This window comes from Acinetobacter sp. YH12027 (genome assembly GCF_013420085.1).
Taxonomy (GTDB): Bacteria; Pseudomonadota; Gammaproteobacteria; order Pseudomonadales; family Moraxellaceae; genus Acinetobacter; species Acinetobacter amyesii.
On record NZ_VOYW01000010.1, the window covers coordinates 82,391 to 109,133 of the forward strand.

Consider the following 26,743-nt stretch of genomic DNA (forward strand, 5'->3'; position numbering starts at 1 on the left):
TCGTCGTAGGATTCGCGACTTATTATATGACCAGTTGAGCCAGCATCAAGCTTCTTTTTAAAAAAATTTGGCAGGCCAGGAGGGACTCGAACCCCCAACATTCGGTTTTGGAGACCGACGCTCTACCAATTGAACTACTGACCTGCAGAGCAAATCGAGAGTCGAAACTCTCGATCTGTACAAAGATAACTGTATTATATTATGCAGTTACTTTAGAAACAACACCCGCACCAACTGTACGACCACCTTCACGGATCGCGAAGCGTAAGCCAGCGTCCATTGCGATTGGGTGGATTAATTCTACTGACATTTCTACATTGTCACCAGGCATAACCATTTCTACGCCTTCTTTAAGCGCGATCGCACCAGTTACGTCAGTTGTACGGAAGTAGAACTGTGGACGGTAACCGTTAAGGAATGGAGTATGACGACCACCTTCGTCTTTAGAAAGTACGTATACTTCTGCGTCGAATTTAGTATGCGGTTTGATTGTACCTGGTTTAGCAAGTACTTGACCACGTTGAACGTCTTCACGTTTAGTACCACGTAGAAGAACACCACAGTTCTCGCCCGCACGACCTTCGTCAAGAAGTTTACGGAACATTTCTACGCCAGTTACAGTTGTTTTAACTGTATCTTTAATACCAACGATTTCAACTTCTTCGCCTACTTTCACGATACCAGTTTCAACACGGCCAGTTACTACTGTACCACGACCTGAAATTGAGAATACGTCTTCGATTGGCATAAGGAATGCAAGGTCGATAGCACGTTCTGGCTCTGGGATGTAAGAGTCAAGAGCTTCAACAAGAGCAACTACAGCGTCTTCGCCGTATTGACCAGCTTCACCATTAAGCGCTGCAAGAGCAGAACCACGGATTACTGGAGTGTCGTCGCCTGGGAAGTCATAAGTAGAAAGAAGTTCACGAACTTCCATTTCTACTAATTCAAGAAGCTCTTCATCGTCAACAAGGTCGCATTTGTTTAAGAATACAACGATGTAAGGTACACCTACCTGACGAGAAAGAAGGATGTGTTCACGAGTTTGTGGCATTGGACCGTCAGTCGCAGCACATACAAGGATCGCACCATCCATTTGCGCAGCACCAGTAATCATGTTTTTAACATAATCGGCGTGACCTGGGCAGTCTACGTGAGCGTAGTGACGGATTGGAGAATCGTATTCTACGTGTGAAGTATTAATTGTAATACCACGTGCTTTTTCTTCTGGTGCAGAGTCGATTGCAGCGTAATCTTTCGCTTCACCGCCGAATTTTTTTGCACATACAGTTGCAATTGCAGCTGTTAAAGTCGTTTTACCATGGTCAACGTGACCGATTGTGCCCACGTTAACGTGTGGCTTATTACGTTCAAACTTAGCCTTAGCCATGCTTTTCTTCCTCGTTTACGTCGAACACAATTCTGAGTAAAACCCAGCTCCGACATATCGCCTAAAAAAATAAACACCCAATACTTGAAAAGCAGACTAAAAAGCCTGCTTCTGGAATCTTGTGCAACATTTAAAGTTGCTAAACTGTAAAATCTGGAGCTCTTATCGAGATTTGAACTCGAGACCTCTCCCTTACCAAGGGAGTGCTCTACCACTGAGCTATAAGAGCAAATATAAGCACTTCAATAGATATGGAGCGGGAGACGAGGGTCGAACTCGCGACATGTAGCTTGGAAGGCTACCGCTCTACCAACTGAGCTACTCCCGCACGATGTTGGTACAAACCACTTATTGAAGTCTTAAAATTGGTGGTGAGGGAAGGATTCGAACCTTCGAAACTTTCGTAGCGGAGTTACAGTCCGCCCCCTTTGACCGCTCGGGAACCTCACCATTTTACACTTACTTCAGTGTCGTTCTTTCTACTCACTCTCAAACTTTCTAAGATGGTGCCGGCACACGGATTCGAACTGTGGACCTACTGATTACAAGTCAGTTGCTCTACCAACTGAGCTATGCCGGCGTTTCTTAGTGTTTCGTACGTTTCGTATCGGAACGGTGTGCAGTTTAGCAAATCTTGAAATCCTTGCAAGTGTTTTTTCTAAAAAAAACGTGAAAAACTCATAAAATCAATCCATTTGATGATAATTCAACCGCTTTGATCACTGCGCGAGCTTTTATTTGGGTTTCATTCCACTCTGATTCAGGATTTGAGTCATAAACTACCCCTGCTCCAGCTTGAACATAGACCTTATTTTCTCGAATTATACAGGTACGAATCGCAATCGACATGTCCATTTCCCCATGCCAGCCTAAATAACCAACAGCACCACCAAAAATTCCACGTTTTACTGGTTCAACTTCGTCAATAATTTCCATAGCGCGGATTTTTGGTGCGCCTGAAAGCGTACCCGCAGGGAATGTTGCCTTAAAAACATCCAAAGCATCGACATCATCACGTACTTCACCTTGTACATTTGACACAATGTGCATGACATGCGAATAACGTTCGATCACCATTTGATCAGTCACGTGAACTTTACCGATTTTAGAAACACGTCCAACATCATTTCGACCCAAATCGATCAACATCAAATGCTCTGCAATTTCTTTTTCATCAGATAGCAAATCTTTTTCAAGTGCTAAATCTTCTTCTTTGGTTTTACCCCGTGGTCGCGTGCCCGCCAAAGGACGAACTGTTGCTACACCATTTTCTAGGCGGGACAAAATTTCAGGTGATGAACCGACGATATGAAAGGGAATGTCATTCTCAAGTGTTTGCCCTTGCACCAAGAACAAATATGGAGATGGATTGAGGTGACGTAGTGCACGATAGACCTGCAAAGGCTCACCATCAAAATCGGATACCATACGATGGCCCGGCACAACCTGCATCACATCACCGGCTTTAATGTACTCTTTTACTTTTGCAATAGAGTCAATAAAGTTGTCATGTCCAGTGATGGATTCAAACTGTGGTGCAGTATGCTTATTTGCTTTGAGTGCAATTGGGGTTGCCAAAAGTTCTTCTAGCTCATCCAATTGTTGCTGCGCTTGGGTATAGGCCTCAGCATCATTTACATCGGCATGTACAATTAAGAATAAAGTATCTTTGAGGTTATCAAAGACAATGACGGTTTTAGATAGCATCATCCAAATATCTGGAATCCCGACTGGGTCAGCTTCTGGCACATTATTGAGCTTCGGTTCGATATAACGCACAGCGTCATAACCAAAGTATCCAACCAATCCACCGGTAAAGCTCGGTAACGTAGGCAAATCTTGCTGTGTAGGGACTTTATATTGTGCTTGGAAGTCACGGATGTATTGAAATGGGTCTGCACATTGTTGTTTTTCAATCGAACCATCAACATGTTGAACGGTCAACTGCCCTTCATTACACGAAAATACGGTGGACTCACCCAAACCAATAATGGAGTAACGTGCCCAGTTTTCGCCACCCTCTACAGATTCAAATAAATAGGCTTGTTTATGTTGTTTTAATCGCGCAAAGACAGACAGCGGAGTTTCTGTATCTGCCAAGCGCTGACGATAGACTGGAATCAAGTTATATCCAGCAGATTTCAGTTGTTCAAATTGAGTTTGTGTAGTCATCTCGGTTTCTCTATATTTCGCGTGGTCAATTTCAGTTAATTTCTTCTCATGCTGATTGAGTGACGCCATCGAAAACCTACACACTTGCTCATTTTCACTTCCTTAACCCTAATTATTTCAACCCAATAATTCTTTTAAGTTATCGACCACATGCTGCGGCTGACAATCTCGAATATTTTCACCATGATTATAGCCATAGCTGACCACAATACAATCAATACCAGCACGACGTGCTGCCTCTACATCATTGACAGAATCACCCACCATCAAAATTTGCTGTTTTGGCAAGGCATAATGTTCCGCACAATACTCTAGCTGCTTGGGATGTGGTTTCCGCTCTTCAAAACGATCTCCGCCTATCACATCATCAAAGTAATCATGCATACCCAGTGCCTGTACAATACTGCGTGCCGGTTGCTCTGGTTTATTGGTTACACAAATCAGAATTTTCTGCTCTGCTTTTGCCCAATCCAAGAACGATAGAATGCCGTCAAAGGGCTGCGTCAAGACACAAGGATCGGCATTGTAAATCTTTAGAAAAGTTTCCAGTAAAAGATGGTGCTGTGCGGCATCCACCTTTCCGGTCAAGTATTCAAGTACGCTATGACAAAATAATGAAGTCCCTTTCCCAATCCAGTTTCGCACCTGCTCTTCTGTGACCAAAGGTAATTGCAACGCATTTAGACTCATATTCATCGCACGATGTAAGTCAGATGCTGAATCGACTAGCGTTCCATCCAGATCAAATAAAATCATTTGGCGTTCTGCTAAACGAACTTCAAACATAATATCCCTCTATTTTTTTGTAAATTTTCCCCATAAAAAAGGCATGCCCATGCATGCCTTTTGAGGAATGTCTCGGTTTATTTAAACAACACCCATGCAATAATTGCAAGAATGATTAAAACAATGACTGAGATTAAGCCTACAGAGGCATTTTTTTGCGCTTCACGCTCTTGCTCTACACATGTCGCTGGAATTTCTACATCACATGCTTCATTTTTCGGAGCAGCAGTAATGTCAATTCCCTCAGGGATTGGCGCAGGTTTAGGCACACCCACATTGGTCGGCATACCATCACGAGTCAATTGAACTGAACCATCACGCTCTTTCAACTCTGGCATCCCTTGATCATTCATTTGTTGTGCTGCAGTTTTAACGATAGGCTCTTGTGTTTCAGTTTCAGACGTTTTAACAACAGGTTCTTGTGCCGCAGTTTCAGAAACCGCAACAGCTTCAGACGGCTGCTGAACAGGTGTAATTTCTTCTGTTTGCAACGATTCAACGCTTTGTTCAATATCCGCTGGGATCTGAACAGCTTTAGCTGGAGCCAATAAACTAAACTTCACACTGGCAAACTGTACAATATCACCTTCTTTTAAAAGTGATTCACCAGTCAAACGGACATCATTAATAAACGTCCCATTGGATGAATTGAGATCTTGCAACCAGAGTGCCTGATCTTTCAGTACAAAGGCAGCATGTTTACGCGATACATCAGATTCTTGTAAAACAATATCTGCTTGTTGATGACGACCCACCAACATATCTCGCTCAATACTAATTTCTTGTCCTGTTAAATCACCAGAAATTGCTTGAATTTTCCAAGTCATGAAGTTAATTCTCTATTGCTCGTTTTTTTCATCATAGCATGCAGTGGTTTCAAAGCTAAACCACCCTACTGTCTAACCTAAGGAGTTTCCGCCACTTTGCCATTCGGTACGGTTATGGTTTGGCGCTTCACTGCAGGTTCAATGGCGACTGGCGTGGAGACCACTGCCGCTGGCTGTGTGGTTTGTGGTGCTGTAGGTACCGTCTTATACACAGGGGCTGGTGCTGTACCTTTTGAAACAGGTATGCGCTGCTGATACACATCGTCCACATTTTCAGGTAATTTCGCAAAATTACCGTCATTATCCAGTGCCAGTTGCAGACTATAGAGCTGACTGTAACGTTGCTGAGACATTTTCTTCACATCAGCAGAATTTCCAACAATGGTCGGATGAATAAAGATCAGCAAATTGCGTTTACTGTTGGATTTTCCTTCCGAGCTAAAAAGTTTGCCCAGTACAGGAATAGCCCCGAGCCCCGGAACGGATTGACGCCCATGCAATGTATTGTCCGAGATCAAACCACCCAACACAATCGTTTGACCATGCTCTGCCAAGATCGAGGTTTTAATCGCACGTTTAGTCGTAACTAAGTCCGACGCTTGACCTTTATTGTCTTTTACATCAGAAACTTCTTGCTCGACCTCTAAACGCACCGAGCCGCCATCACCAATATGCGGCACAACTTTCAAAGTAACACCGACATCTTTACGCTCAATCGATGTATACGGATTGGCTGTACCACCATTGGTGGTGACCGAACCTGTCACAAATGGAACGTTTTCACCCACCACAATATAGGCTTCTTCGTTGTCCATCGTCACTATCGACGGTGTAGATAATAAATTGGATTTGGTCTTTTCTTTTAAGGCCTGAATCATCGCACCATAGAGTTTGCGCGAACCATCACTGCCTTCACGATAATCACCAAGAACTACAGAAGTACCCGCACTCACCGCGCTACCCGCACCCGCAGCACCACCAGTTAAATAACCTGCGGCAATATTTTTTAAACTAGAACCAAAGTTATCAAAGTTAATTAAGCCGATACCACTACTGATATCACCCAACGCCCATTGCACACCGAGCTGATCGGTATCCGTGCCTTCAACTTCAATAATCGCCGCTTCGATCAGCACTTGCTGACGACGAATATCGAGCTGCTGAATCGCAGATTCAATTTCACGCATGAGCTGCGGATCTGCTTTTACAATCAGTGCATTTTGTGTGGCATCGGCAATAATACTCACGCCATTGGCATTAAAACTTGAAATACCGTTTTGCGTATTATTGGAAGAGTTATTGCTGTTGAGGTTAATACCTGAACTGGTGTTATTTTGTGAACTGAATGACTGTGAATTCGAACTGTTACTATCATTCATTAAACTGTTCATCGTGCTGCTATTTGAGCTATTCGATGAATTTGTACTCGAAACGGCCTGCCCTGTGACCAAGCCTTGTAAGATTTCTGACAAGTTTTTGGCACTTGCATACTTTAGACGAAAAACTTTCAATCCACCCAATCGATCTGCAGCAGGCACATCTAAGGTCTCAATAATCTTACGAATACGCTTACGTGTCGCTGTATCACCTTTAATGATAATACGATTGGTTCGATTGTCCGCAATAATACGAATTCGTGAACCTTTCGGGTCTTTTGATGCGCCGGTCGAACTCATCGACTCTAACAGCCCAATCATTTCTTCGGCCTGACTCGATTGCAGCGTCACGGCTTCGATATCATTTTGACCCGTTCCATCTAAATTACGAATAATCGTTTCGAGCTGGTAAATATTACTAGCACGGTCTGAGACGATCAGCGCATTGGTCCCCGCCACTGCTGACAAATGTGCAAATTGCGGCATCAGTGGACGTAGGGCTGGAATTAAGTCGTTGGCATTGGTGTTATCAAGCCAAATTACTCGGGTGACAATTTGGTCTCCAGACGCACGGTGGCGCGCATCATAAGGAATGCCCGAGCTTTTTACATTACTGTCTGGAACCAGTTTAATGGTGTTGCCCGATGGAATCGCCACCACGCCATTGACATTCAATACACCGAGAAACAGGTCATAGACTTCATTTTTATTTAAAGGCTTATTGGAAATAACCGTTACATTTCCTCGTACCCGTGGATCAACTGCAAAATTTTTCCCCGTGATATCTGCGACTTCATTAATGAATGCCGTAAGATCTGCATCACGTAAATTGATTTTCCATGTTTGTGCATAACTTGCTGTGCTGACCATAGCAACCAAGGGCACCATGGCATAGGCAGCTAAAATTGAACGGTTATTATTAAATAAAGCCATATACGCCTGTGTTTCCTAACCCTATAAAGTGATGAAACATCACTAAAAATCCTGTTGTATGGTCATCACTTGATCACCACGTTTGACTTCAAGTTTCACCTGCCCTTCACGGCGGGCTTGTTCTAATAATTGCGCCTCAGATTGTCCTGCACCGACTGCCTGCCCATTTAAAGACATGATGCGGTCACCCGGTTGCAAACCCAATTTATTTCTCAAGGCAGCAGGTGTTCGATTTGAAATCTCAAACCCACCATTACCTGATGGATTCACCCCCATTTCCTGCAGATATTGCTCACGATTTTCTGTCATGCGTTGTACGGCCTGACCAATCGCGGACTGCGTCGTGCCTTGCCCTGAATTTGCAGGATTAGCTGCATTTTGCATGCTGTTATTTTGCAAAGATCCGCCTGATGTTGCATTGGCTGTAGGGACAATCGGTTGATCTAATCCGTTTTCAATACCTTGGAACGCTAATTCACGCCGTGCACCATTACCCTGCGTTAAAATCACCTTATCCCAATAAACTTCAGCCAGTTGATATGATGAACCTTGAATGGTTTCTCCAACCAAGTAGCGATCTGAACTCTCATTGACCTTAATCACTGCCGACGAGTAGCGACTTGGCTGTCCAACCACCACACCTTGTAACACCATATTTAACTGCGCGTCAGCTGCTGAACTGCGGTTTTCCTGAAACAAGGCAAAAGAGCTAATATTAGGAACTTGCGTTTGCTGTGAACCCAATTCAACTCGGTCTAACTGCATGGCTTGTGGCGGTGCAATCAATAACCAAAATAAAGCGGCTAACTTCCAGCACAAGTACAAAATTATTAAAACCAAGACCACAGGTGCAAGTCGATCTGTTTGCTTCCAATTGATCTCGCGGATTTTTTCGAAATAGTCAGCCATCAGTTCACCCCACTCAATAGGGGTTGACGCGAACTAATCACATACGTATCTAATCCTGCCTTACCTTCATAGGAAGCAACATTCATCAAAAAGCGCTGGGTTAATTGCACATCCAACATGAGGTCTGGCTCAAGTGACATATTCATCATTTTTTGTTCACGTTGATCTCGAACATCAATCGACAATTTGCCATTATCGTCTTTTAATTGAGCCAACATGGCAGGCACATTCATTGACTCTTGACGCTGTGCAAAGCTAAATGATAAATCCCCACCTGCCCACTGTATCTCGCCTGATGAACGACTAAATCCCTGTTGTGGCTTATATTTAAACTGCACATCTTTTAATTGAATGGCATTCATTGGCCATTGCCAATCGGCAAAACTTTTTAAGGTTTCAGGAGCAATTTGACCCTCTAAGTTTTTAATACTAATACTTTTACCAAAACCATACCCCATCACACCTTGTAGTTTGGTATTGCCACTATGAATTTCAACATTTGCACCCAAGCGTAATAAAATCAAATCCCACGGGCGTGTGTTCCAGTTTAACGAGCCTTTCAAATTTCCTCGTGTCCAATCTGCTTGCCCATGCCAAATATTGCCACTGACGTTATGTAGCATTTGGTTATTTTTATAAAACTTTGTAATGAGCCACGCTGCTGGCACTTGCAGCATAACGAAAATTAAAAAACTGATCGCAGCAAAAATGAGCCACCGAATATTATTAGTTTTATTGATCATCCCACCACAACCGATCCATCAATTTTTTTCCATCATTTAAACATTTTTCTTTATAGACACATTATGCATACTTTTTCTGCATAGCCAATTCAAAGAGATAAAAAAACCAGGCATTTGCCTGGTTTAATTATCCTGAACTCAGGATATGACGATTTCATGAATTATTCTTAAATTAAGAAATCTTCTAGTTTCGCGCCTTTTTCCAACTCAGCCACTAACCAACGTGGTTGCTTACCACGACCAGTCCAAGTGTCATCTGCATTGGTTTTGCTACGGTAACGTGGCTCAACCGCTTTACGAGTTGATTTTTTACGTTTGCTTGAACCAAATTCAAGGATTTGTTCAACGCTTAAATCTAAATTTTCTGCAATTTCAACAATACGGTTGTACGCATCTTCAATCGCTTGATCTTTTTTAGATGCAATCAATGCTTCAGCTTCTACTTGAAGCTTCTTTAACTCTTCAACTGATAAATTACTAATATCAGGCATAATCTTTAACTCCGAAATTTCATTTTAATAATGCTTATGAAAACTCGCTCATAATATTATAATAAAATTTTTATTCAATAAATAATTTTCATTTTACTACAATATTTTAACACGACTCCTTAAAATATATAAAGTTAAATTGTATTTAAATATTATTTCCCACTGAAATCTCTAAAGCTTTTATTTTTGTCTTTATACTTTCTGGAATTGAAGTTTTTTGTAGGGTAGTTTTATCCACGCACACAATAACTGCATCGCCTGTTGCAACGATTTTTTGTTGCTTTTCACTCCATAATATATAACTCATACGAAATGCACTATTCCTTAATTCTTCAACGCGCGTTGCCACTTTTAAAATATCAGGATAAATCACGGGGCTTAAATATTTACACTGGCTTGAAGCCACAACCGTAACCACAGACTGATCAAATATATCCAACTGGTCTAAATAACCAATCCGCGCACTTTCCATATAACGATAATAATGCACGTTATTTACATGCCCAAAAGCATCCATATCCCCCCAAGCGACGTGTTGAGTATGAATCAATGAATATTGAGCTAAATCTTCTTGCATATAATGTCCTTATATTCGAATTTCCATAAAATTGGCATTATTTTCAAATATTAAATTTAATTGTTTGATCAAGTCATCCTGCTGATTTAAGGCTGACTTGATACGTAAATAACTCATTAATACATCATCTGGATATAATTCTAATAATGCATCCGCCTCAGCTTGGCGTTCTGTCGCTTGGTAAATATTCCATTTTGCAAAACTAAAAACAGGTAGTGCAGGATACTTTTCTTCCCAACGTTGAATCTGCTGTTCTACAGCCACATAGTCAGGGTTTTGCTTCAACATTTTTTGCTGGAACCACAAAAAGAACACTTCTTTGTTAAATTGCTGTTCAAGTAAATGAATAGCCAATTGCTCATGTTCCTGACTCATCTCTGGCATACGAGACAAGACTTTTAACCACAACACTTTGACCGCATATTTACGCTCTGTTATTTGATCTTGCAAATCCAAATAACGCTGCTTTAAATGCTGTAAGTCATCGACATCAGCTTGATCAAATGCAGATAATAATTGCTCCAACCAAGCTTGTTTTGTCAGCTCATCTAAATGTCCATAACGTGTCGAACGCAAATACAACCAAGGAAACTGCAACGCAAACATGCCCCATAGCGTGGTTAAACGCTGCTCATAGGCAGTGCTGACTTTTTGCAACCATGGCGATAATTCATGTTGATTCAAAAATTCGAGATGCGTTAAAGCCTTTTCACCCTCTTGTTGGGATAAATAAATTTCAATCCGTTGCAATTCTGCGAGTTCAAAAGCCATTGGATTGGTCTGAGTTAATGCATTTAATGCTGTTTCATATTGTTGCTGAATCCAATATAAACGCGCATCAATCACCCCTTTTAATAATCCAGACTCAGTAAAAGCTTGCTGAATAAAGTTTTTTTGATCTTGCGCAGCATTTAAAAGCCAAATGACAGCCAATTGTTCATAGGGATGCAGTTTATTAAAACTAAAGACTGTTTCAGATTTACGCTGCTCTCGACTTAAATAGCGTTTAACCGCATACCAAAGCATTTGCACGAACAAACTCAGTAGTGCCAGCAATAATGCTAAAAACCAAATATTGGATTGAACTTGCCATTCACGCCAGTATAAATAGACATAGCCTGCACCATGTCCAAAACTCAGCAAACTAATAATGGCAACAACCAATAAGCTAATAAATAAATAGGCCAATAAAATATGTTTCATAGTCGATTATCCTATGAGTGCCCGAGTATTTAATAGCGGTACAGAAATAACCGGAATGTCCTTTAATTGTTCTAGACGTTGGCGTATCGGTTTTAATGAAGCATCTGGCAATTGCTGCATAATTTGCATAATTTCAGTGATTTCTTGTTGAAATTGAGGATATTGTCCTTGATTTAAAACTTGCTGAGCCAAAATTAAACGTAACTGCATTTCTTTTAATACCAAGCTACGCTGCATTAATACGGGACTCGGTTGTTCGACTGATTCGACTTGAATCCATTTTTGCCAAAAAGAAAGACCTTTTTGCTGCTCTTTTGAACTATAGGGCTTTAATATTTCTTTTTCTAACAATTGATCGATGGATTGCAGGGTATTTTTCACTTTATCAGATTGCAACTGACGCTCTGTCACATATTGCTTTAAGGTCTCACGGTCTTTTTGAATCACCTGATGCAAACTCATACGCAGTGCAGGTGCCAAGCTCAACTGATCTAATTGTTGGTCTAATTGGTTTAATTTTTCTAAAGCGACAGCAAATTGTTGTTGCTGCATGGCAAATTCAACCAAATCAAGTTGCTGGCCCACAACCATCATTGGCTCAATACTATGGGTCGCCTCAGCAGCAATCGAAGCATTCGATGTCGTTGCAGCCGCCATCTCGGTCGCTGTGCCGCTCAACCGGCGTTTCAAAGCCACGACCTGATCATTCAAACCTGCATTGCGCTGTTGCAATAAAGTTTGTTGTTGCATCAGTTCGGTTTGTTGAGCATTGACTTGAAATAGGTCAAAACTGAGTTTAGCCAACCAAAGTACTGCGGCAATGACCACGACGACAAACAACTTCTTCATGTATTTCCCTGCACGACCTGCACATGCTGCAATATGTGTGTCGCGTTTAAATCTTCGAGTTGAATAATTTTAAAATCTTTGTTCAGTGTTATACGACTTTGCTCAAGTAGCTCGAACAACCTTACACCTAAAACTAAAAAATGTGCATGACTCAGCACTGATAAATGCGACTGAATCAAGTCAAGCCAATTGAGCCAACTGGCCTCACTGGTGATCAACATACAATACGGAGATGACAACTGATGTTCAGAAATGAGTGTTTTTACTTTTTGAGTGGTCTCTTCCGGTAGATGGCGTTCGTATAGCACAAAATTAAGAATCTGAATGCCACGTGCTAGCAACTGCTGCATCATAAATTGACGACCACCTTCACCGCGCCAAAATGCAACGCAAGCCCCGGCCTCCAATTGTTCTAAATGGCTTAAAGTGAGCATTCCCTCCGAGGTTTCCACCTGCGGTACGACACTGTGAATGCCATAATCAGCCAGCTTTGCTGCGGTTGCGTCACCGACTGCAATCCATTGAGTATGTTCGAGCTGTTCAAGTGAAATGCCTGCCTTACGCAGACCTTGTATACCAAAGGTGACCGCAGAGGGGCTCACCACAACCAATACATCCGCAGCACTCAACTGGGCATAGCACACTGCCAATGCTTCTGACCATGCCCGCGGCTTAAGCTCAAGTAATGGAAGCTCAGCCACAGCAACACCCGCAGAGCGCAGCGTCAAGCTAAGCTGCGCTGCACGATCTGTCGGACGTGTATTGATAAAAAGCATGTATTAATACAGTGCCTTTAAAATTTCACCGGCACCTTGGGCTAACAAGTCTTGGGCCAATTTGACACCGAGCTGTTCAGCCTGTTCGGGAAGACCTACTTGCTGTGCTTTCAACAAGGTTTGACCGTCAACACTACCGACTCGACCTTCCAAATGAATCTGACCATTTTCTAAGGTTGCATAACCTGCAATCGGTACTTGGCAGCCACCTTCTAGATATGCATTAAAAGCACGTTCTGCACGTACACAAGAATTGGTCTCTGCATGCATTAAGGGCAAAATTAAATCCAATACAGCTTGATCTTGGCTACGACATTCTAGGCCCAATGCACCTTGTCCAACTGCAGGTAAACTCACAACAGGCTCAAGAGTATGACGAATACGCTCTGCTAAGCCCAAACGCTTCAGCCCTGCACTCGCCAAAATAATCGCATCATAGTTACCCGCATCGAGTTTAGATAAACGCGTACCCACATTGCCACGCAGATCAATAATTTCAAGGTCTGGACGTTGTTTTAAAATTTGGCATTTGCGGCGCAAGCTCGACGTCCCCACCTTCGCACCCTGGGGTAAATCATCAAAACTGTTATAAGTATTTGAAACGAAAGCATCTAATGGGTCTTCACGCTCACAAATCACGGCCAAGCTTAAACCTTCAGGCAAAGCCATTGGCACATCTTTCATCGAATGAACTGCCAAGTCTGCACGACCATCCAACAACGCCGCTTCTAATTCTTTTACAAATAATCCTTTTCCCCCAATTTTGGCTAAAGGGGTATCTAGAATCTTGTCACCTTGGGTCACAAAGGTCACCAACTCAACTTTCAAATTTGCATGAAGTGCTTCTAAGCGTGCACGAATATGTTCCGCCTGCCAAAGTGCAAGCGGGCTTTGTCGAGTTGCGATCTTAAGGATATTCATAAATTTTAAAATACAGTCTATAGGGCTATTATTCTAAACTTAACTTGCTCAGTTGAAAATGCAAGCTTAATTCGCAATGTGCTTTGACCCTTGCCCTATAATTTTTGTATTCGCTCACGTAAATTTGGTAAATGTCGACGGCTGACCGCCAAACGCTCTTCTAAATCTCGACAACGCACCTGATATTGCCCTGAGCTTACGACTTCCAAACCATCTAAAAAGCTCACAGACACCAAGGCATTGCGATGAATGCGTATAAAGCGATCACCAAATTCATGCTCTAAATCCTTCAGCGTTTCATCAATAAGTACATTGCCATTTTTATGCCGAACAGTGACATATTTCTGATCTGCAAGAAAATAATAAATATTTTCCACAGGGACCAGTTCTACACCACGATAAGTCTTTGCCGCGATTTGATGGCGGCTGATTTTAATTTCGTCCATATTTTCTTTTTGTTTTATCGTGCTCAATTGAGCTTGGGTTAATTTAGTTAAATGATCTAAAACCTGCTGCAATTCCTGTTGCATAACTGGTTTTAGTAAATATCCCTCTGCATTCGATTTAAATGCATCAAGTGCATGATGATCATATGCAGTGCAAAAAATAATAGCGGGCATGGGGTCTAATTCACGCAACAATTTCGCGCAAGTCAACCCATCCATTTCAGGCATTTGTATATCTAGTAAGATGACATCAGGCTCGAGGCTTTGAGCCAAGTCAATCGCTTGTTGACCATGTGAAGCTTTCGCAACCACTTGATGTCCAAGTTGAGTGACTAAACGTGACAATCGCTCTACTGCTAGAGGCTCATCATCACAGATTAGGATGTCCATTTCTCCTCCTTATCTCGTTAACGTCATTTATTTTTATTGGTCAACTGAGATTTCTATTTATATTGATATTGCACCACAGTCGTATACATCCCCTCGCCTGCGTAGGTTTGAAAAGTGACATGCTGACCATAATATGCCTCAAGTCTCTGTTTCACGTTTTCGATGGCAATACCATTCCCCTGACGTAATTTAATTGTATCCTGTGTATAGGGATTTGTAATAACGATATTAATTTGATTTTGTAATATTTCAATCAATATATTTATCGTACTCTTTGTCAAAATCTTTTCAACTCCATGAAAAATACTATTTTCTAATAAAGGTTGTAAAGTTAATAGTGGAATTTGTACTTGAGCGTATTGTTCAGTACCTTCTAGTTTCCACTCCACCTTAAGCCGATCACCTAAACGCATTTGTTCAATGGCCAAATAACGCTGACACAGATCGATCTCATCTTTGAGACTTACCAACTTCAATTCTTGAAAACTTGCACGGAATAATCGAGATAAATTCAGTAGCATTTGCTCCGCTTTATCTGGGTCAATCGCAATCAAGCTAATCACATTGTTTAAGCTATTAAATAAAAAATGTGGATGAATCCGAGCTTGCATAGCCTGAATGCGTGAGTTTAATTCACTATGATGTTGTCGACCCCACTGTTCTCTTAAATATAAATATCGAAAACAAAATGCCCCAAGTAATACCCCATAGCTCAGATTTAAAACCACACCAGCAGTTAAAACGTCTGCACTCAAACCAGCTAAACTGAAATTTTCACCAAAATAGATCAAAACATTTAAAGTTATGGTGGTGAATAACACCAAAGCTTGCAATAAAACAAACCCGCTAAACATGAGCATTTTCATGCTTAAACCACGCGTCTTGCTCTGCAAAAGCTCTGAAAATGCTGCAAATGCCAATAATATCCAGTTAATAAACAACACATGCTGCATGACACTGGAAACACTTAAGGCTTGCCACGATTGAGCTTGGGCCAAGACCAAAACCAAAGCCACAATATTGCCCGCAAGAAACAGCTCCCACAGATAGTGCCAACGGCCCATTTTTCCTGAAAATACAGAAATTGTCATAGACCTAAACCCTGTCTAAAAGTTTGATCAACTTGCCCTTCGGCAACTGGGTTCGAATTTGCTATACTCTTGCTCAGTTCTATGCTTTTTATCTTATTGAGCCGACATGACCACATCTTCTAATTCCTCAAATCCGTCACAAGCCCAAACTTCAGGCATGTGGGGCGGTCGTTTTTCCGAAGCTACTGACACTTTTGTTGCTGAATTTACAGCATCTGTACAGTTTGACCAACGCTTTTATAAACAAGATATTGCAGGTTCAATTGCACATGCAACCATGCTTGCAAAAGTCGGCGTTCTGACTGAACAAGAGCGTGACGATATTATTAATGGCTTAAACACCATTAAAGCAGAAATTGAAGCGGGTAACTTCGAATGGCGCATTGACCTAGAAGATGTGCACATGAATATTGAGTCACGCTTGACTCAACGTATCGGTATTACAGGTAAAAAACTACACACCGGTCGTAGTCGTAATGACCAAGTTGCAACCGATATCCGTCTGTATGTTCGCGACGAAATCGATGCGATTTTAGAATTATTGAAAAAATTACAAAAAGGCATCCTAGGCTTAGCGGCGAAAAATACCAATACCATCATGCCGGGCTTCACGCATTTACAAACTGCACAGCCAGTGACTTTTGGCCACCATTTAATGGCGTGGTTTGAAATGTTGGTACGTGACTCAGAGCGTTTAATCGACTGCCGTAAACGTACCAACCGTATGCCTTTAGGTTCTGCTGCACTTGCAGGAACAACCTACCCAATTGACCGTGCATTCACTGCCGAATTACTAGGTTTTGAAGCTGTCGCTGAAAACTCTTTAGACGCCGTATCTGACCGTGATTTTGGTATTGAATTCAATGCTGCAGCATCACTCATCATGATGCATTTATCACGTATGTCAGAAGAAATGATTCTTTGGACATCGGCACAATTCAAATTTGTGAACATTCCTGACCGTTTTTGCACCGGCTCTTCAATCATGCCGCAAAAGAAAAACCCAGACGTTCCTGAGTTGATTCGTGGTAAAACTGGCCGTGTATATGGTGACTTGATGAGCCTATTGACCCTAATGAAAGGTCAACCTTTGGCATACAACAAAGACAACCAAGAAGATAAAGAACCACTATTCGATGCAATTGATACTGTTCGTGGCTCACTCATGGCATTTGCCGACATGATCCCTGCACTAGTGCCAAACATTGACATCATGCGTGAAGCAGCGCTGCGTGGCTTCTCAACTGCAACTGACCTTGCCGACTACCTCGTTAAAAATGGCGTGGCATTCCGTGATGCACATGAGATTGTGGGTAAAGCAGTTGCTCTCGGTGTTCAAGAAGGCAAAGATCTTTCAGAATTAACCCTTGAGCAACTTCAACAGTTCTCTGACTTGATTCAGGCCGATGTCTTCGAAAAAGCATTAACACTTGAAGCATCTGTCAATGCACGTAACCACATTGGTGGTACTGCACCTGCTCAAGTTGAAGCAGCAATTGAACGCGCACACGCACGTTTAGAAAAACTTTACGCATAACTTTTTCAAGTTAAATGGAGTATTGATATGTCTCGACAAGTGTTTTGCCGTAAATATCAGGCTGAAATGGAAGGTTTAGACTTTGCACCATTCCCGGGTGCGAAGGGACAAGAATTGTTTGATACGGTATCTAAACAAGCTTGGCAAGAATGGCTAAAACACCAAACTACGTTGATCAATGAAAAACGTTTAAACGTGTTTGAAGCTGACGCGAAAAAGTTCCTTGAAGAGCAACGTGAAAAATTCTTCAGCAATGATGAATCTTTAGAAAAAGCCGAAGGCCTAAAGCCTGAGGCGTGATAAAGCGGAGCACTGCTCCGCCACGCCGCAAGACAAGCAGCTATGCTGTGCGTAGGCTTTAATTGAAAAGAATCTCCAATCTTGGGGATTCTTTTTTATTGCTCTAAAAATTACGCAAGAAAAGCGAAGCGCGTAGCTTCAAATGTCATGAAGGAGTCCAAAGGGGCTCCTTTTTTTGTGCTTAGGAGTACTGCCACGCCGCAAGACAAGCAGCTATGCTGCGCGTAGGCTTGAATTGAAAAGAATCTCCAAATTAGGGGATTCTTTTTTGCTATTCTACAAATGATGCAAGACAAGCGAAGCGTGTAGCTTCAAATGTCATGAAGGAGCCTAAAAAGGCTCTTTTTTTGTGCTTCGGAGCACTGATATTTTCGCAAAACAAAGATGACGTCTGTGTAAGCTTTCATTGGGAAATGATCTTCATCATTGCTGAAATATCTTTTATCCATTGATCAATTTTATTTAAACTTAAATAAATGTATTTATTATTTAAATAATGTTAAATGTATTTTTATCATCACATATATCGATTTTCAATGTTTAAATCCAAACAAAACCTACCAAAGTTATCGGCCAATTTGTATCAAAAATTCTTAATGTAAATTTGTGATACATTTCTCAATAAAACACAACATTACACTACAATAAACTCCATGTATTTCTAAATCTGCTTTCCTATAATAGCAATCAAGAAGATGGAAACATCTTCCATAATAGCGATAAGTAACCCCGATTTTCCTTCCCAGATTTCCCCCAAAATCTGGGAATTTTTTTATCCAAAATTTGCGCTAACATCTCACATTTAACTTCAAGCTCTAATCAAATGAAGCGCTATTCAAACTAGTCAACCCCCTCAATTTTTTCTAAAAACTCGGCAATAAAAAAGCCCCGATCACGGAGCTTTTAATAACTACCTTTAAATCAAGGTTGCTTTAAATACGGCCATGCGGCTTTTAAATAAATAAACATCGACCATAACGTTAAAACTACGGCTGTATAGAGCAATCCATACGCCAACATTTCTAGGGGCTGCCAATTCAGCAAGAACACTGAAATCGCAATCATCTGAAATGCTGTTTTATATTTACCAACGGTTGAAACCGCAACACTGGTACGTGCGCCTAATTCAGCCATCCACTCACGTAGCGCAGACACCGTGATTTCACGTGAAATAATCACAATCGCTGCAAAGGCCATCGAAATGGTTGGTTGCCATTGCACCAAGACGATCAAGGCTGTTGCGACCATCAGTTTATCTGCAACAGGATCGAGAAAACGTCCAAATGCTGAAGTCTGATTTAAACTTCTCGCAAGATAGCCATCAAACCAGTCAGTGACAGCTGCGATCACAAAAATAGCGGTCAGCAATATATGACGTGACATGCTTGCAGCATGCTCACCCACGCCCATTGCAGGTGGCCAATACGCCACCAACAAAAACACAGGAATTAAAGCAATTCGTGCCAATGTTAAAATATTAGGAATATTCAGGATTCGACCTGTTGTCATAGACACCCCAGTTTTCCCCTCATGCACGATGAAAATGCAGAATAATTTGAGGATTTATCCATCGTTAGTTGCACTCACTTTATACGAAATGCCCCGCAGTGTCACTAGGCAAACACCGTAACAGTCTGTCGCGCAATCGCTATCAACTGGTTATTTTCATCCCATAAATGAGCATATTCTGTAGCGTAGCCATCCGCGGCATAGTCGGTAAATACTTTATATTTAAACCAATTATGTAAGTTTGATTGCAAGAGATGTACATAGGTCAATGTCCATGTTAAAGAACTCGCAGGCGCCATAGTTTTGTACATAGGCAGTACGCCGGGCGGCCACATATCCATCGAGACCATTAGGTCAGCAACAGTCATCTTACGGTTATCATGACGTTCTGGGTTAAAACGCATCCAACCACTAAAGTCAGGTTTTTTGCTTGCAGTACACGGATACTGCCCATCTACCCAGGCCAAATCCATTTGCTGAAAGCACTGGGGTGCAAGTGGATGATGTTCGGCGATCTTTAAACTGCTCACTTCAGGGAAATCGGGTGCTTGACGTTCCTGATTGACGGCAATAGTTGATTCACGTGGAACACCAAAACTCGCCAATAAAATGCTTTGTACTGCATCATCTTGCCAAAGTCGAACTTCGATGGTGGTGACGGATTTGCCCTGTCTTAAAATTTCAGCACTTAAACGCACGGGCGCCAATTGTACTGGGCCTACAAATGTCACACTACAGCTGAGTAAACGTCGCTGCGGATCGGCAATGGTGGCAACGGCTTTGTGCATCATCATGCCAGCCACTAAGCCGCCATAGATCGTACGTCCTTGCAACCATCCTTCTGGAATCTCAACCCATTCATTGTGTTCAATATGTTGATACAACTGTGCGAGTGACATCATCATCCCTGATCATATTTTTGATTTTTATATCATTGTATAAAAATCAAATGATGTGAATGATCAGTGACTCATGCGTCAATGAGCATTTTGGCAAATTCAGACTTGATGCGTCATCGATTGAACTTAGTCTCTATTCATGTAGGATTTTATAAATGGTGCGCGCCATCACATCGCCTAAGCCCGGCACTAGTTTTAAATCATTTTCAGAAGCCTTCAACACCCCTTGAATGCCACCAAAATGGGTCAAAAGATCCCGACGACGTTTTGGCCCTAAGCCCGGAATCACCTCAAGTACCGATGAGCCGCGCTTTTTATCTCTTTTCGCTCGGTGTTTGGTAATGGCAAAGCGGTGGGCTTCATCACGAACCTGTTGAATCAAATGCAGGGCTTTATGGTCTTCGGGCAATTGAATTTTTTCACCATCGGTAAAGTGCAAGGTTTCCAGACCCGGTTTACGCCCCTCACCTTTGGACACCCCGACCATAAACGCATCGAGCTCGAGCTCCTGCATGACTTCCATCGCCATGTGTAATTGACCTTTACCCCCGTCGATTAACAACAAATCGGGCAACATGTGCTTTTTATAGCGACGGGTCAGCGCTTGACGCATGGCAGCATAGTCATCGCCTTCGGTAATGTCATTGATGGAAAATTGGCGATAGTCGCGCTTTCTTGCGCCGCCCGCATCAAAGACCACACAAGACGCGATGGTTGCTTCACCCATGGTATGAGAAATATCAAAACACTCAATACTGTCAATCGGCCGCCCAACGACTTGCTCTAACTGATGAAAGCGCTCATTCAATTCAAAATGGTCAGCCAATTTACCTTTAATCGCATGTTGTACATTCATCTGTGCCAATTCTTGCCACTCTGCACGGGTTTCACGCACTTTATGTTTGATTTGAATCCGCTTTTCAAAGTGCTGGTACAACGCATCTTCCATGTCTTTGCGATCTGGAATATCGACATTAATGATGAGTTCCGCAGGGATTTCGTCTGCCACCTGAAAGTAAAAATTGGCAATAAAATCTGAGAGCATTTGCCCCAAATCATCGCCCAACATATCAGGAAAATAACTCTTTCCGCCGAGCATTTTGCCATTGCGCACATGCATGATTTGCACACAGGTCACACCGGCTTGATAAGCAATGGCAATAATATCTGCCTCGCCTTTGACTTTATAAATCGCTTGCTGAGTTTGCACATCACGCAGCAGTGCCATACGATCACGATAAAACACCGCCTTTTCAAACTCGAGTGCTTCGGCCGCAGCTTCCATTTTCCCAATCAGCTCTTGATTAAGCTCTTTAGTGTCGCCTTGTAAAAACCGAATCGAGTTATTGACATCCTCTTTGTAATCTTCGGGTGAGATCAAACCCACACAAGGCGCGGAACAGCGTTTAATTTGGTATTGCAAGCATGGTCGTTTGCGCTGCGAAAAATAGCTATTTTCACACTGACGCACATTAAACAGTTTTTGCAGCACCACCAAAGTATCACGCGCGTTATAAGCACTCGGATAAGGCCCAAAAAACTTACCAGCTTGATGCTTACCTTTCCCACGTCCTGCGGCAATTCGTGGATAGGGTTTATCGGCTGAAATAAAAATATAGACATAAGATTTGTCGTCTCGCAGCATGATGTTATACGGCGGACGATGGAGCTTAATCAGGTTTTGTTCGAGCAATAAGGCTTCTGTTTCAGAACGCACCACCAAGCTTTCAATGTCATAAATACGGGCGACCAAGGCTTGCGTCTTGGGATGCTCAATGGTTTTGACAAAATAACTCGACACACGATTTTTTAAATTCTTTGCTTTACCCACATACAGCAACTCACCGTCTTTACCCAACATGCGGTAAACACCGGGTAGAGTCGTCATATTGGCAAGAATTTTTTCAATATGTTCGCGTGCGTTTTCGTTCACTTTTGCCTTGTTCCATCATCGATATTGCTCTTTGACATGATGTGATGCTTTTACCTGCATTTTCAAGCAATCCCGCAAATTTATTGTTGCTCATAGCAATGATCTGATTGCTAAAAGCTATTAATGCAAAATTCTAAATTTGCTATGCTCAAAACATCCCGCTTTAGGAACATGATGCATGACGAACGCCAATCCCGCCATCCATGTCGTACACCCGACAACTTCGACGCAGAGCACTGCTGAAAAAAACCGTTTGATGGGTAAGCCGCGTTTTCATTTTGAACCGCGTGACGTTATGCAACGCTTAAAGCAACGGATTATTGGACAAGAAGCAGTATTAGACGAAATTGAAAAAATGCTGCATGTGGTCAAGGCTGATTTTTCCAGTCCTGAACGACCACTCTGTGTAACCTTAATGCTTGGACCGACAGGTGTTGGTAAAACCGAAACCGTACGTTTAATCAGTGAAGTGATTTATGGCCGACCTGATGCCTTTTGCCGTATTGATATGAACACGCTCGCACAGGAACATTATGCGGCTGCCATTACTGGTGCGCCTCCGGGCTATGTCGGTTCTAAAGAAGGCCATAGTTTATTTGATGAAGTTGCCATTGCAGGTAGTCATACCCGTCCGGGCATCGTGCTTTTTGATGAACTGGAAAAAGCGTCAACCGAAGTGCTTCGCGGCTTAATGAATGTGCTGGATAGCGGAAAATTAACCCTAACCTCAGGTACAAAAACAATCGACTTTCGTAATTGTATGATCTTTATGACCAGCAATGTAGGTGCGCAAGCGGCACAGCAATATCTAGATAAGTTAAATTTTTTACCCGAAAAAATACAGAAGGTTTGTCTCAAACGCGTGCCGGTCAGCAGCATTATTGAAAAAGTCATGCAACGTAAATTCGACCCTGAATTTATTAACCGTATTGACCGTGTACTGCAATATCAACCCGTTCAAGATGATGCTTTACCTTGCTTGGTCGAAATTGAGCTGGAAAAACTTAATCAACGCCTACAGCATCAAAAACGCAGTATCAAACTCACAGATGCAGCCAAAGCACATTTTTATCAGAACCATGATATTCGTTATGGCGCACGACATTTAGCACGAAAAATGCGGGTCGAGCTTGAGCCTATTTTGGCGGTGTATTTTTTGAATCATCCCGAACAAACTAAAATACACCTAGATGCACAACTTGGACAATTGGTTATTATTAAATAATTCACTGGTCTTTAAAAGGCATGCTCACATACCTTTATTCAGCATTCTTATATTTATTGGATTGGAACACCAATCGCTTTAGCAAAAGCTTGCGGATCTTTCGGTGAAACCATGACAAATTTGGTTTTGCCATCTCGAAGATATTCAATTTTTAAACGTTTAATGGAAAGCGCAGGTGCCGCAGACAAATCCTGACTTGCACTGATGCGTTGGATATCCTGCAAAGGAATTTGCCAACGTAGAAACATGCTACGGATATTTAATTCTGTTGCGGAAATTTGATAACGTGTATTGAGTATTGGCCACCACAGCAGTAATACCGTCAAAATATACACCGCGGTATGAAGAGGGTATTGTTGCATCGTGCCTTTGGCTTGCATGGTCAATAATAATTGAATGAGTAAACCGCTCATACAAACAATAAACGCCACCACCCACCAATCTTTTTTTGAATGAAAAACTTGCATCTTATCCCCCATCAACTGCTTTTATTCTATACAAGATTTTGCAGGATGCATCTGCTATTTCAGCTTTATTTTTGCAGGAAATAAGCGTATTTATCACATTATTTCCAGGAAGATTAAGACCCATTTAGCTCAAGTTTTGCAATTCATCCATTGTCATTTTTGACATTCTCTAGGCTCAGATCACGCTTCTTTCGACATGGGTTGTTCCTGCAAACGTTTATAATTCTTTTTCTCTTGATACATTTTAGCATCGGCTTGTTGTACTAAGCTCATCGCATCTACATAGCCTTGCTGATGGTCTGTTTGACACAACCCAATACTTAAACTTAAGCCTGCTTCCATTTCAGCCACTGCTTCTAATAAACGCGGGATAAAACTCCCTTCCACATGCTTTTCACTACATCCGGGCAAGACCAAACAAAATTCGTCTCCGCCATAACGGAAGCAATGATCATCCGAACGTGCAACCGACTTTATGGCCGCAGCAACCATTTGTAGTACCTGATCTCCACGTGGATGACCTTGTTCATCATTGATCTTTTTAAAATCATTGATATCAATAAACACTACTGTCACAGGTTCATGATTACGCTGTGCGGTATATAAAATACTGGTCAATAAGGTCGATAAATGCCGGACATTTAACAGTCCTGTTAATGGATCGCGCTGTGAAAGCTCTTCCATTTCTTGTGCACGAAACTCTAGCGCATGCGCATACTGTTCCATTTTTTCACGGGAGATCTTCACCTCATTAATCAAACTCCACACATAGGTTTCCACCACCAATGTAGTATCGAACATAAAGAGCTTTTCCAAGGTGTTAATAATCCGCTGATATTGTTCCGTATCATTAAAGGTACGCTGAATTAAGCGAAATAACATGGTCTTTAGGGTATGCACCGCAGAGAGATACAACTTCGGCTCTACACCTATGCGCTTATGAACCAAACCAATCCGTAAACGGTTATTCACATACGCGCTGTCATAGCGCCCGGAAAATAAATCCAATAAATATTGGTGCTGCGCGCGTTGCAAACGCTTCAAGGTATCAAGATCACCAATCAATGTTGCAATTTCTGGAATTGAGGTCTGATTTTCATAAAATTCATCGACCATACTGTCGAGTATAGGCGCCACAATCCCACCAATCGAAGCCAATTCCGCCAGCTCTAAATCAGTCAAGCCAAGCAACTGTTTACGTCGTTCTATATCTTGCATCGAAATATGCATTTGATGCATCAATGTTTGGTTGGTTGCTTTCATGAATCGGATCCCCTTCCCGCCAAATCAATCCCTTCAAGCGTTTACACTGAGTTTCTATGCAGTAGGTCTTCATGCCTGCATGCAAAGCTTCCACCGTTCACTTTTGGGTTTTGGCTATCATTGATGATGACGCGTTTCTTTCAGCTCAACGGTTTTGCATGGGCTTAAGTTCGGACGTCAACATCATATTCCTCGTCTATTGGCTCACTTTTTCTGGCTTATTCTGGTTCTAGCTTATTCTGGCTAACACTATTTCTGCTTTTGGCTGATTTGCTCTGCATAATTATTTTTATTCTGCTTGCACGATAACTGATATTTTGCTGACTGTCAGCATAAAAAAACGCCCCTAAGGGCGCATTTTTTCAATATTTATTCTACTTTTAAAATAAATATGGGCGTACAAAAATCAGGAAGAACAGCCCCAACATTAGGAACCACTTTAAAAAGTAATACAGTGAACGATTGGTTTTTTTCAAGGCTTTGGCTTTTATACGAATTTGATAGACATAGCCAAATACTTTATTTAAACCACCCGTTTTATCACCGCTTTCATTGGGTGAACTCGCAGCAGTCATGACATTTTTACCAAACCAATGGTTAAAAGCTTCCATCCACTTTGACTTTAATGGCCGTTCAACGTCTGCAAAGAAAATAATCCGGTTCTGATCCGTTTTATTTTCAGCATAGTGAATATAGGTTTCATCAAACACCACACTCTCGCCGTCACGCCATGAGTACCGCTGACCATCGACATCAATAAAACAACGGTCATCATTGGGCGTCAGTAAGCCCAAGTGATAACGCAATGAACCGGCATAGGGATCTCGATGACGGACTAAACGACTGTCGGGCGCCAACTCAGTAAACATCGCGGCTTTAATAGTGGGTAGATTTTTTAACAAGGCCGTAGTTTTTGGGCAAAGTTCAGCAGCCGAAGGATGGGCTGAGTCATACCATTTTAAATAAAAGCGTTTCCAACCTGTTTTAAAGAACGAGTTAAATCCAAGGTCATCATAAGTACTCGATGCTTTGATGCCCCCTTTTTCATATAAGGCCTTGGCTTCATCACGAATCATTTCCCAGTTTTCATCTAAGACTTTTAAATCTTTAAAATGCTGCGTGTCAATATAGGGTTGGCTCGGCACTTTTGAAAACATGTACATGAGAAAATTGATCGGTGCGAGCAATGTCGAATGATCAAAAAACTGACGATAAAATGAATGACGGACTTTACCGCGTTGCTGGATATAAAACGCAGAAATGACAAAGACCGCCAGGATAATCCACTTAATCATATGAGGACCTGGTGCTAATAAGCATTGTGCTTAATAAAAAATTAACTTTTGAGAACGCGGCGAGTATAGCATAGTGCTCAGTGACGCTTAAATAAGCAGCATAGAACACTGTGTCTCAGCAAAGATGGATGACAATAGTAAAAGTGAATTGACCATTCTGCCGAAAAATACACTTGCTTTTTTCTTGATTTTTTCTTTCGCATCTCAATCTATAGCTTACATTTATAAAAAATGTGAACTGAAACATAAGCTTCAACATATTTAATCAGAACGATAGCGTTTAAAGGCAGATCCGAAGGCTATTTCCAAAAGAAATTTTGATGACCCTAGCGTCACGGCTTGATACAACTTGTTATGTTCTTTTTAGATATAGTTATCGTAAGATTAGCGAGGCATAAAGTGTACGCAGGAACCGCGTACTCGCTTCACAACATC

Annotated in this window: 24 protein-coding genes, 5 tRNA genes and 1 pseudogene; 4 read left to right on the top strand and 26 right to left on the bottom strand. The window is 41.8% G+C overall.

All coding sequences use genetic code 11. From position 1 onward, the window contains the following. Positions 1 to 68: 68 nt before the first annotated feature. The 20 genes and pseudogenes from FTT94_RS04820 to FTT94_RS04915 all read right to left on the bottom strand — a co-directional run bounded on the left by FTT94_RS04820 (position 69) and on the right by FTT94_RS04915 (position 15,996). A tRNA-Trp gene (locus FTT94_RS04820) sits at positions 69 to 144 on the bottom strand. A gap of 55 nt (positions 145 to 199) precedes the next feature. Next, entirely contained in the window at positions 200 to 1,390 is a 1,191-nt protein-coding gene (tuf, locus tag FTT94_RS04825; RefSeq protein WP_078190047.1) for an elongation factor Tu, read from the bottom strand. 154 nt (positions 1,391 to 1,544) lie between these two features. Next, a tRNA-Thr gene (locus tag FTT94_RS04830) sits at positions 1,545 to 1,619 on the bottom strand. Positions 1,620 to 1,642: 23 nt separating this feature from the next. Next, positions 1,643 to 1,718 (bottom strand) — tRNA-Gly (locus tag FTT94_RS04835). A 38-nt stretch (positions 1,719 to 1,756) separates the two neighbouring features. Next, positions 1,757 to 1,840, bottom strand: a tRNA-Tyr gene (locus tag FTT94_RS04840). Between the two features lie 54 nt (positions 1,841 to 1,894). Next, positions 1,895 to 1,970: transfer RNA gene (locus tag FTT94_RS04845), tRNA-Thr, on the bottom strand. 98 nt (positions 1,971 to 2,068) lie between these two features. Beyond that, positions 2,069 to 3,562: an anthranilate synthase component I gene (gene trpE / locus FTT94_RS04850; protein ID WP_180050762.1), complete on the bottom strand. Its 1,494-nt coding sequence runs from the start codon at positions 3,560 to 3,562 to the stop codon at positions 2,069 to 2,071. Positions 3,563 to 3,679: 117 nt separating this feature from the next. Next, complete coding sequence (locus tag FTT94_RS04855; RefSeq protein WP_180002846.1) at positions 3,680 to 4,348, bottom strand: phosphoglycolate phosphatase; 669 nt, start codon at positions 4,346 to 4,348, stop codon at positions 3,680 to 3,682. 77 nt (positions 4,349 to 4,425) lie between these two features. Continuing rightward, complete coding sequence (locus FTT94_RS04860) at positions 4,426 to 5,175, bottom strand: FHA domain-containing protein (RefSeq protein ID WP_180170317.1); 750 nt, start codon at positions 5,173 to 5,175, stop codon at positions 4,426 to 4,428. A gap of 77 nt (positions 5,176 to 5,252) precedes the next feature. Then, positions 5,253 to 7,484, bottom strand: coding sequence for a type II secretion system secretin GspD (gspD, locus tag FTT94_RS04865; protein ID WP_180170318.1), 2,232 nt, complete (start codon positions 7,482 to 7,484; stop codon positions 5,253 to 5,255). Between the two features lie 42 nt (positions 7,485 to 7,526). Continuing rightward, complete coding sequence (locus FTT94_RS04870) at positions 7,527 to 8,393, bottom strand: type II secretion system protein N (protein WP_180007029.1); 867 nt, start codon at positions 8,391 to 8,393, stop codon at positions 7,527 to 7,529. Next, positions 8,393 to 9,136 carry a type II secretion system protein N gene (gene gspN / locus FTT94_RS04875; RefSeq protein WP_168379021.1) on the bottom strand — a complete coding sequence of 248 codons (744 nt, stop codon included), beginning with the start codon at positions 9,134 to 9,136 and terminating at the stop codon, positions 8,393 to 8,395. Before gspN ends, FTT94_RS04870 begins: the two co-directional genes overlap by 1 nt. A gap of 167 nt (positions 9,137 to 9,303) precedes the next feature. Continuing rightward, complete coding sequence (locus tag FTT94_RS04880; protein WP_078190459.1) at positions 9,304 to 9,630, bottom strand: H-NS family nucleoid-associated regulatory protein; 327 nt, start codon at positions 9,628 to 9,630, stop codon at positions 9,304 to 9,306. A 142-nt stretch (positions 9,631 to 9,772) separates the two neighbouring features. After that, on the bottom strand, positions 9,773 to 10,204 hold the full coding sequence (locus FTT94_RS04885) for a thioesterase family protein (protein ID WP_180170319.1): 432 nt from the start codon (positions 10,202 to 10,204) through the stop codon (positions 9,773 to 9,775). Between the two features lie 9 nt (positions 10,205 to 10,213). Continuing rightward, on the bottom strand, positions 10,214 to 11,407 hold the full coding sequence (locus FTT94_RS04890) for a heme biosynthesis protein HemY (RefSeq protein WP_180170320.1): 1,194 nt from the start codon (positions 11,405 to 11,407) through the stop codon (positions 10,214 to 10,216). Positions 11,408 to 11,413: 6 nt separating this feature from the next. Beyond that, positions 11,414 to 12,256 carry a hypothetical protein gene (locus tag FTT94_RS04895; protein ID WP_180170321.1) on the bottom strand — a complete coding sequence of 281 codons (843 nt, stop codon included), beginning with the start codon at positions 12,254 to 12,256 and terminating at the stop codon, positions 11,414 to 11,416. After that, positions 12,253 to 13,032 (bottom strand): uroporphyrinogen-III synthase, encoded by a 780-nt coding sequence (locus tag FTT94_RS04900; RefSeq protein WP_180170322.1) that lies wholly within the window; start codon positions 13,030 to 13,032, stop codon positions 12,253 to 12,255. The genes FTT94_RS04895 and FTT94_RS04900 overlap by 4 nt, the downstream gene beginning before the upstream one ends. 3 nt (positions 13,033 to 13,035) lie before the next feature. Further along, positions 13,036 to 13,953 carry a hydroxymethylbilane synthase gene (hemC, locus tag FTT94_RS04905; protein WP_218950642.1) on the bottom strand — a complete coding sequence of 306 codons (918 nt, stop codon included), beginning with the start codon at positions 13,951 to 13,953 and terminating at the stop codon, positions 13,036 to 13,038. A 95-nt stretch (positions 13,954 to 14,048) separates the two neighbouring features. After that, entirely contained in the window at positions 14,049 to 14,789 is a 741-nt protein-coding gene (locus tag FTT94_RS04910; protein ID WP_180012128.1) for a LytTR family DNA-binding domain-containing protein, read from the bottom strand. 53 nt (positions 14,790 to 14,842) lie between these two features. Further along, positions 14,843 to 15,996: pseudogene (locus tag FTT94_RS04915) on the bottom strand (sensor histidine kinase). Here FTT94_RS04915 and argH point away from each other — a divergent pair. Further along, positions 15,987 to 17,417, top strand: a complete 1,431-nt coding sequence (gene argH, locus FTT94_RS04920; protein WP_180002826.1) for an argininosuccinate lyase — start codon at positions 15,987 to 15,989, stop codon at positions 17,415 to 17,417. The pseudogene FTT94_RS04915 and the gene argH sit on opposite strands and share 10 nt — an antisense overlap. 27 nt (positions 17,418 to 17,444) lie before the next feature. After that, positions 17,445 to 17,717, top strand: a complete 273-nt coding sequence (locus FTT94_RS04925) for an oxidative damage protection protein (RefSeq protein WP_078193129.1) — start codon at positions 17,445 to 17,447, stop codon at positions 17,715 to 17,717. A gap of 921 nt (positions 17,718 to 18,638) precedes the next feature. On the opposite strand, the gene pgsA is transcribed toward FTT94_RS04925, so the two are convergent. From pgsA to uvrC, 3 genes are all read right to left on the bottom strand, one after another. Further along, entirely contained in the window at positions 18,639 to 19,226 is a 588-nt protein-coding gene (gene pgsA / locus FTT94_RS04930) for a CDP-diacylglycerol--glycerol-3-phosphate 3-phosphatidyltransferase (RefSeq protein ID WP_078190467.1), read from the bottom strand. A gap of 104 nt (positions 19,227 to 19,330) precedes the next feature. Beyond that, positions 19,331 to 20,125, bottom strand: a complete 795-nt coding sequence (locus tag FTT94_RS04935; RefSeq protein ID WP_180170327.1) for a thioesterase family protein — start codon at positions 20,123 to 20,125, stop codon at positions 19,331 to 19,333. Between the two features lie 133 nt (positions 20,126 to 20,258). Beyond that, positions 20,259 to 22,058 (bottom strand): excinuclease ABC subunit UvrC, encoded by a 1,800-nt coding sequence (gene uvrC, locus FTT94_RS04940; protein ID WP_180170323.1) that lies wholly within the window; start codon positions 22,056 to 22,058, stop codon positions 20,259 to 20,261. Positions 22,059 to 22,236: 178 nt separating this feature from the next. On the opposite strand from uvrC, the gene FTT94_RS04945 reads away from it, so the two are divergent. Then, on the top strand, positions 22,237 to 23,283 hold the full coding sequence (locus tag FTT94_RS04945; RefSeq protein ID WP_180002822.1) for an AAA family ATPase: 1,047 nt from the start codon (positions 22,237 to 22,239) through the stop codon (positions 23,281 to 23,283). Positions 23,284 to 23,336: 53 nt separating this feature from the next. Here FTT94_RS04945 and FTT94_RS04950 read toward each other — a convergent pair whose 3' ends face one another. Further along, positions 23,337 to 23,750 (bottom strand): PH domain-containing protein, encoded by a 414-nt coding sequence (locus FTT94_RS04950; RefSeq protein WP_180170324.1) that lies wholly within the window; start codon positions 23,748 to 23,750, stop codon positions 23,337 to 23,339. A 180-nt stretch (positions 23,751 to 23,930) separates the two neighbouring features. Continuing rightward, positions 23,931 to 25,013, bottom strand: coding sequence for a diguanylate cyclase domain-containing protein (locus FTT94_RS04955; protein WP_180025934.1), 1,083 nt, complete (start codon positions 25,011 to 25,013; stop codon positions 23,931 to 23,933). Between FTT94_RS04955 and FTT94_RS16610 the strand changes: the two genes are divergently transcribed. Further along, positions 25,012 to 25,137, top strand: coding sequence for a hypothetical protein (locus tag FTT94_RS16610; RefSeq protein ID WP_257231172.1), 126 nt, complete (start codon positions 25,012 to 25,014; stop codon positions 25,135 to 25,137). The genes FTT94_RS04955 and FTT94_RS16610 overlap by 2 nt on opposite strands. Positions 25,138 to 25,393: 256 nt before the next feature. Here FTT94_RS16610 and lpxO read toward each other — a convergent pair whose 3' ends face one another. Then, positions 25,394 to 26,308, bottom strand: coding sequence for a lipid A hydroxylase LpxO (gene lpxO / locus FTT94_RS04960; protein ID WP_078190472.1), 915 nt, complete (start codon positions 26,306 to 26,308; stop codon positions 25,394 to 25,396). Positions 26,309 to 26,743: the final 435 nt, after the last annotated feature.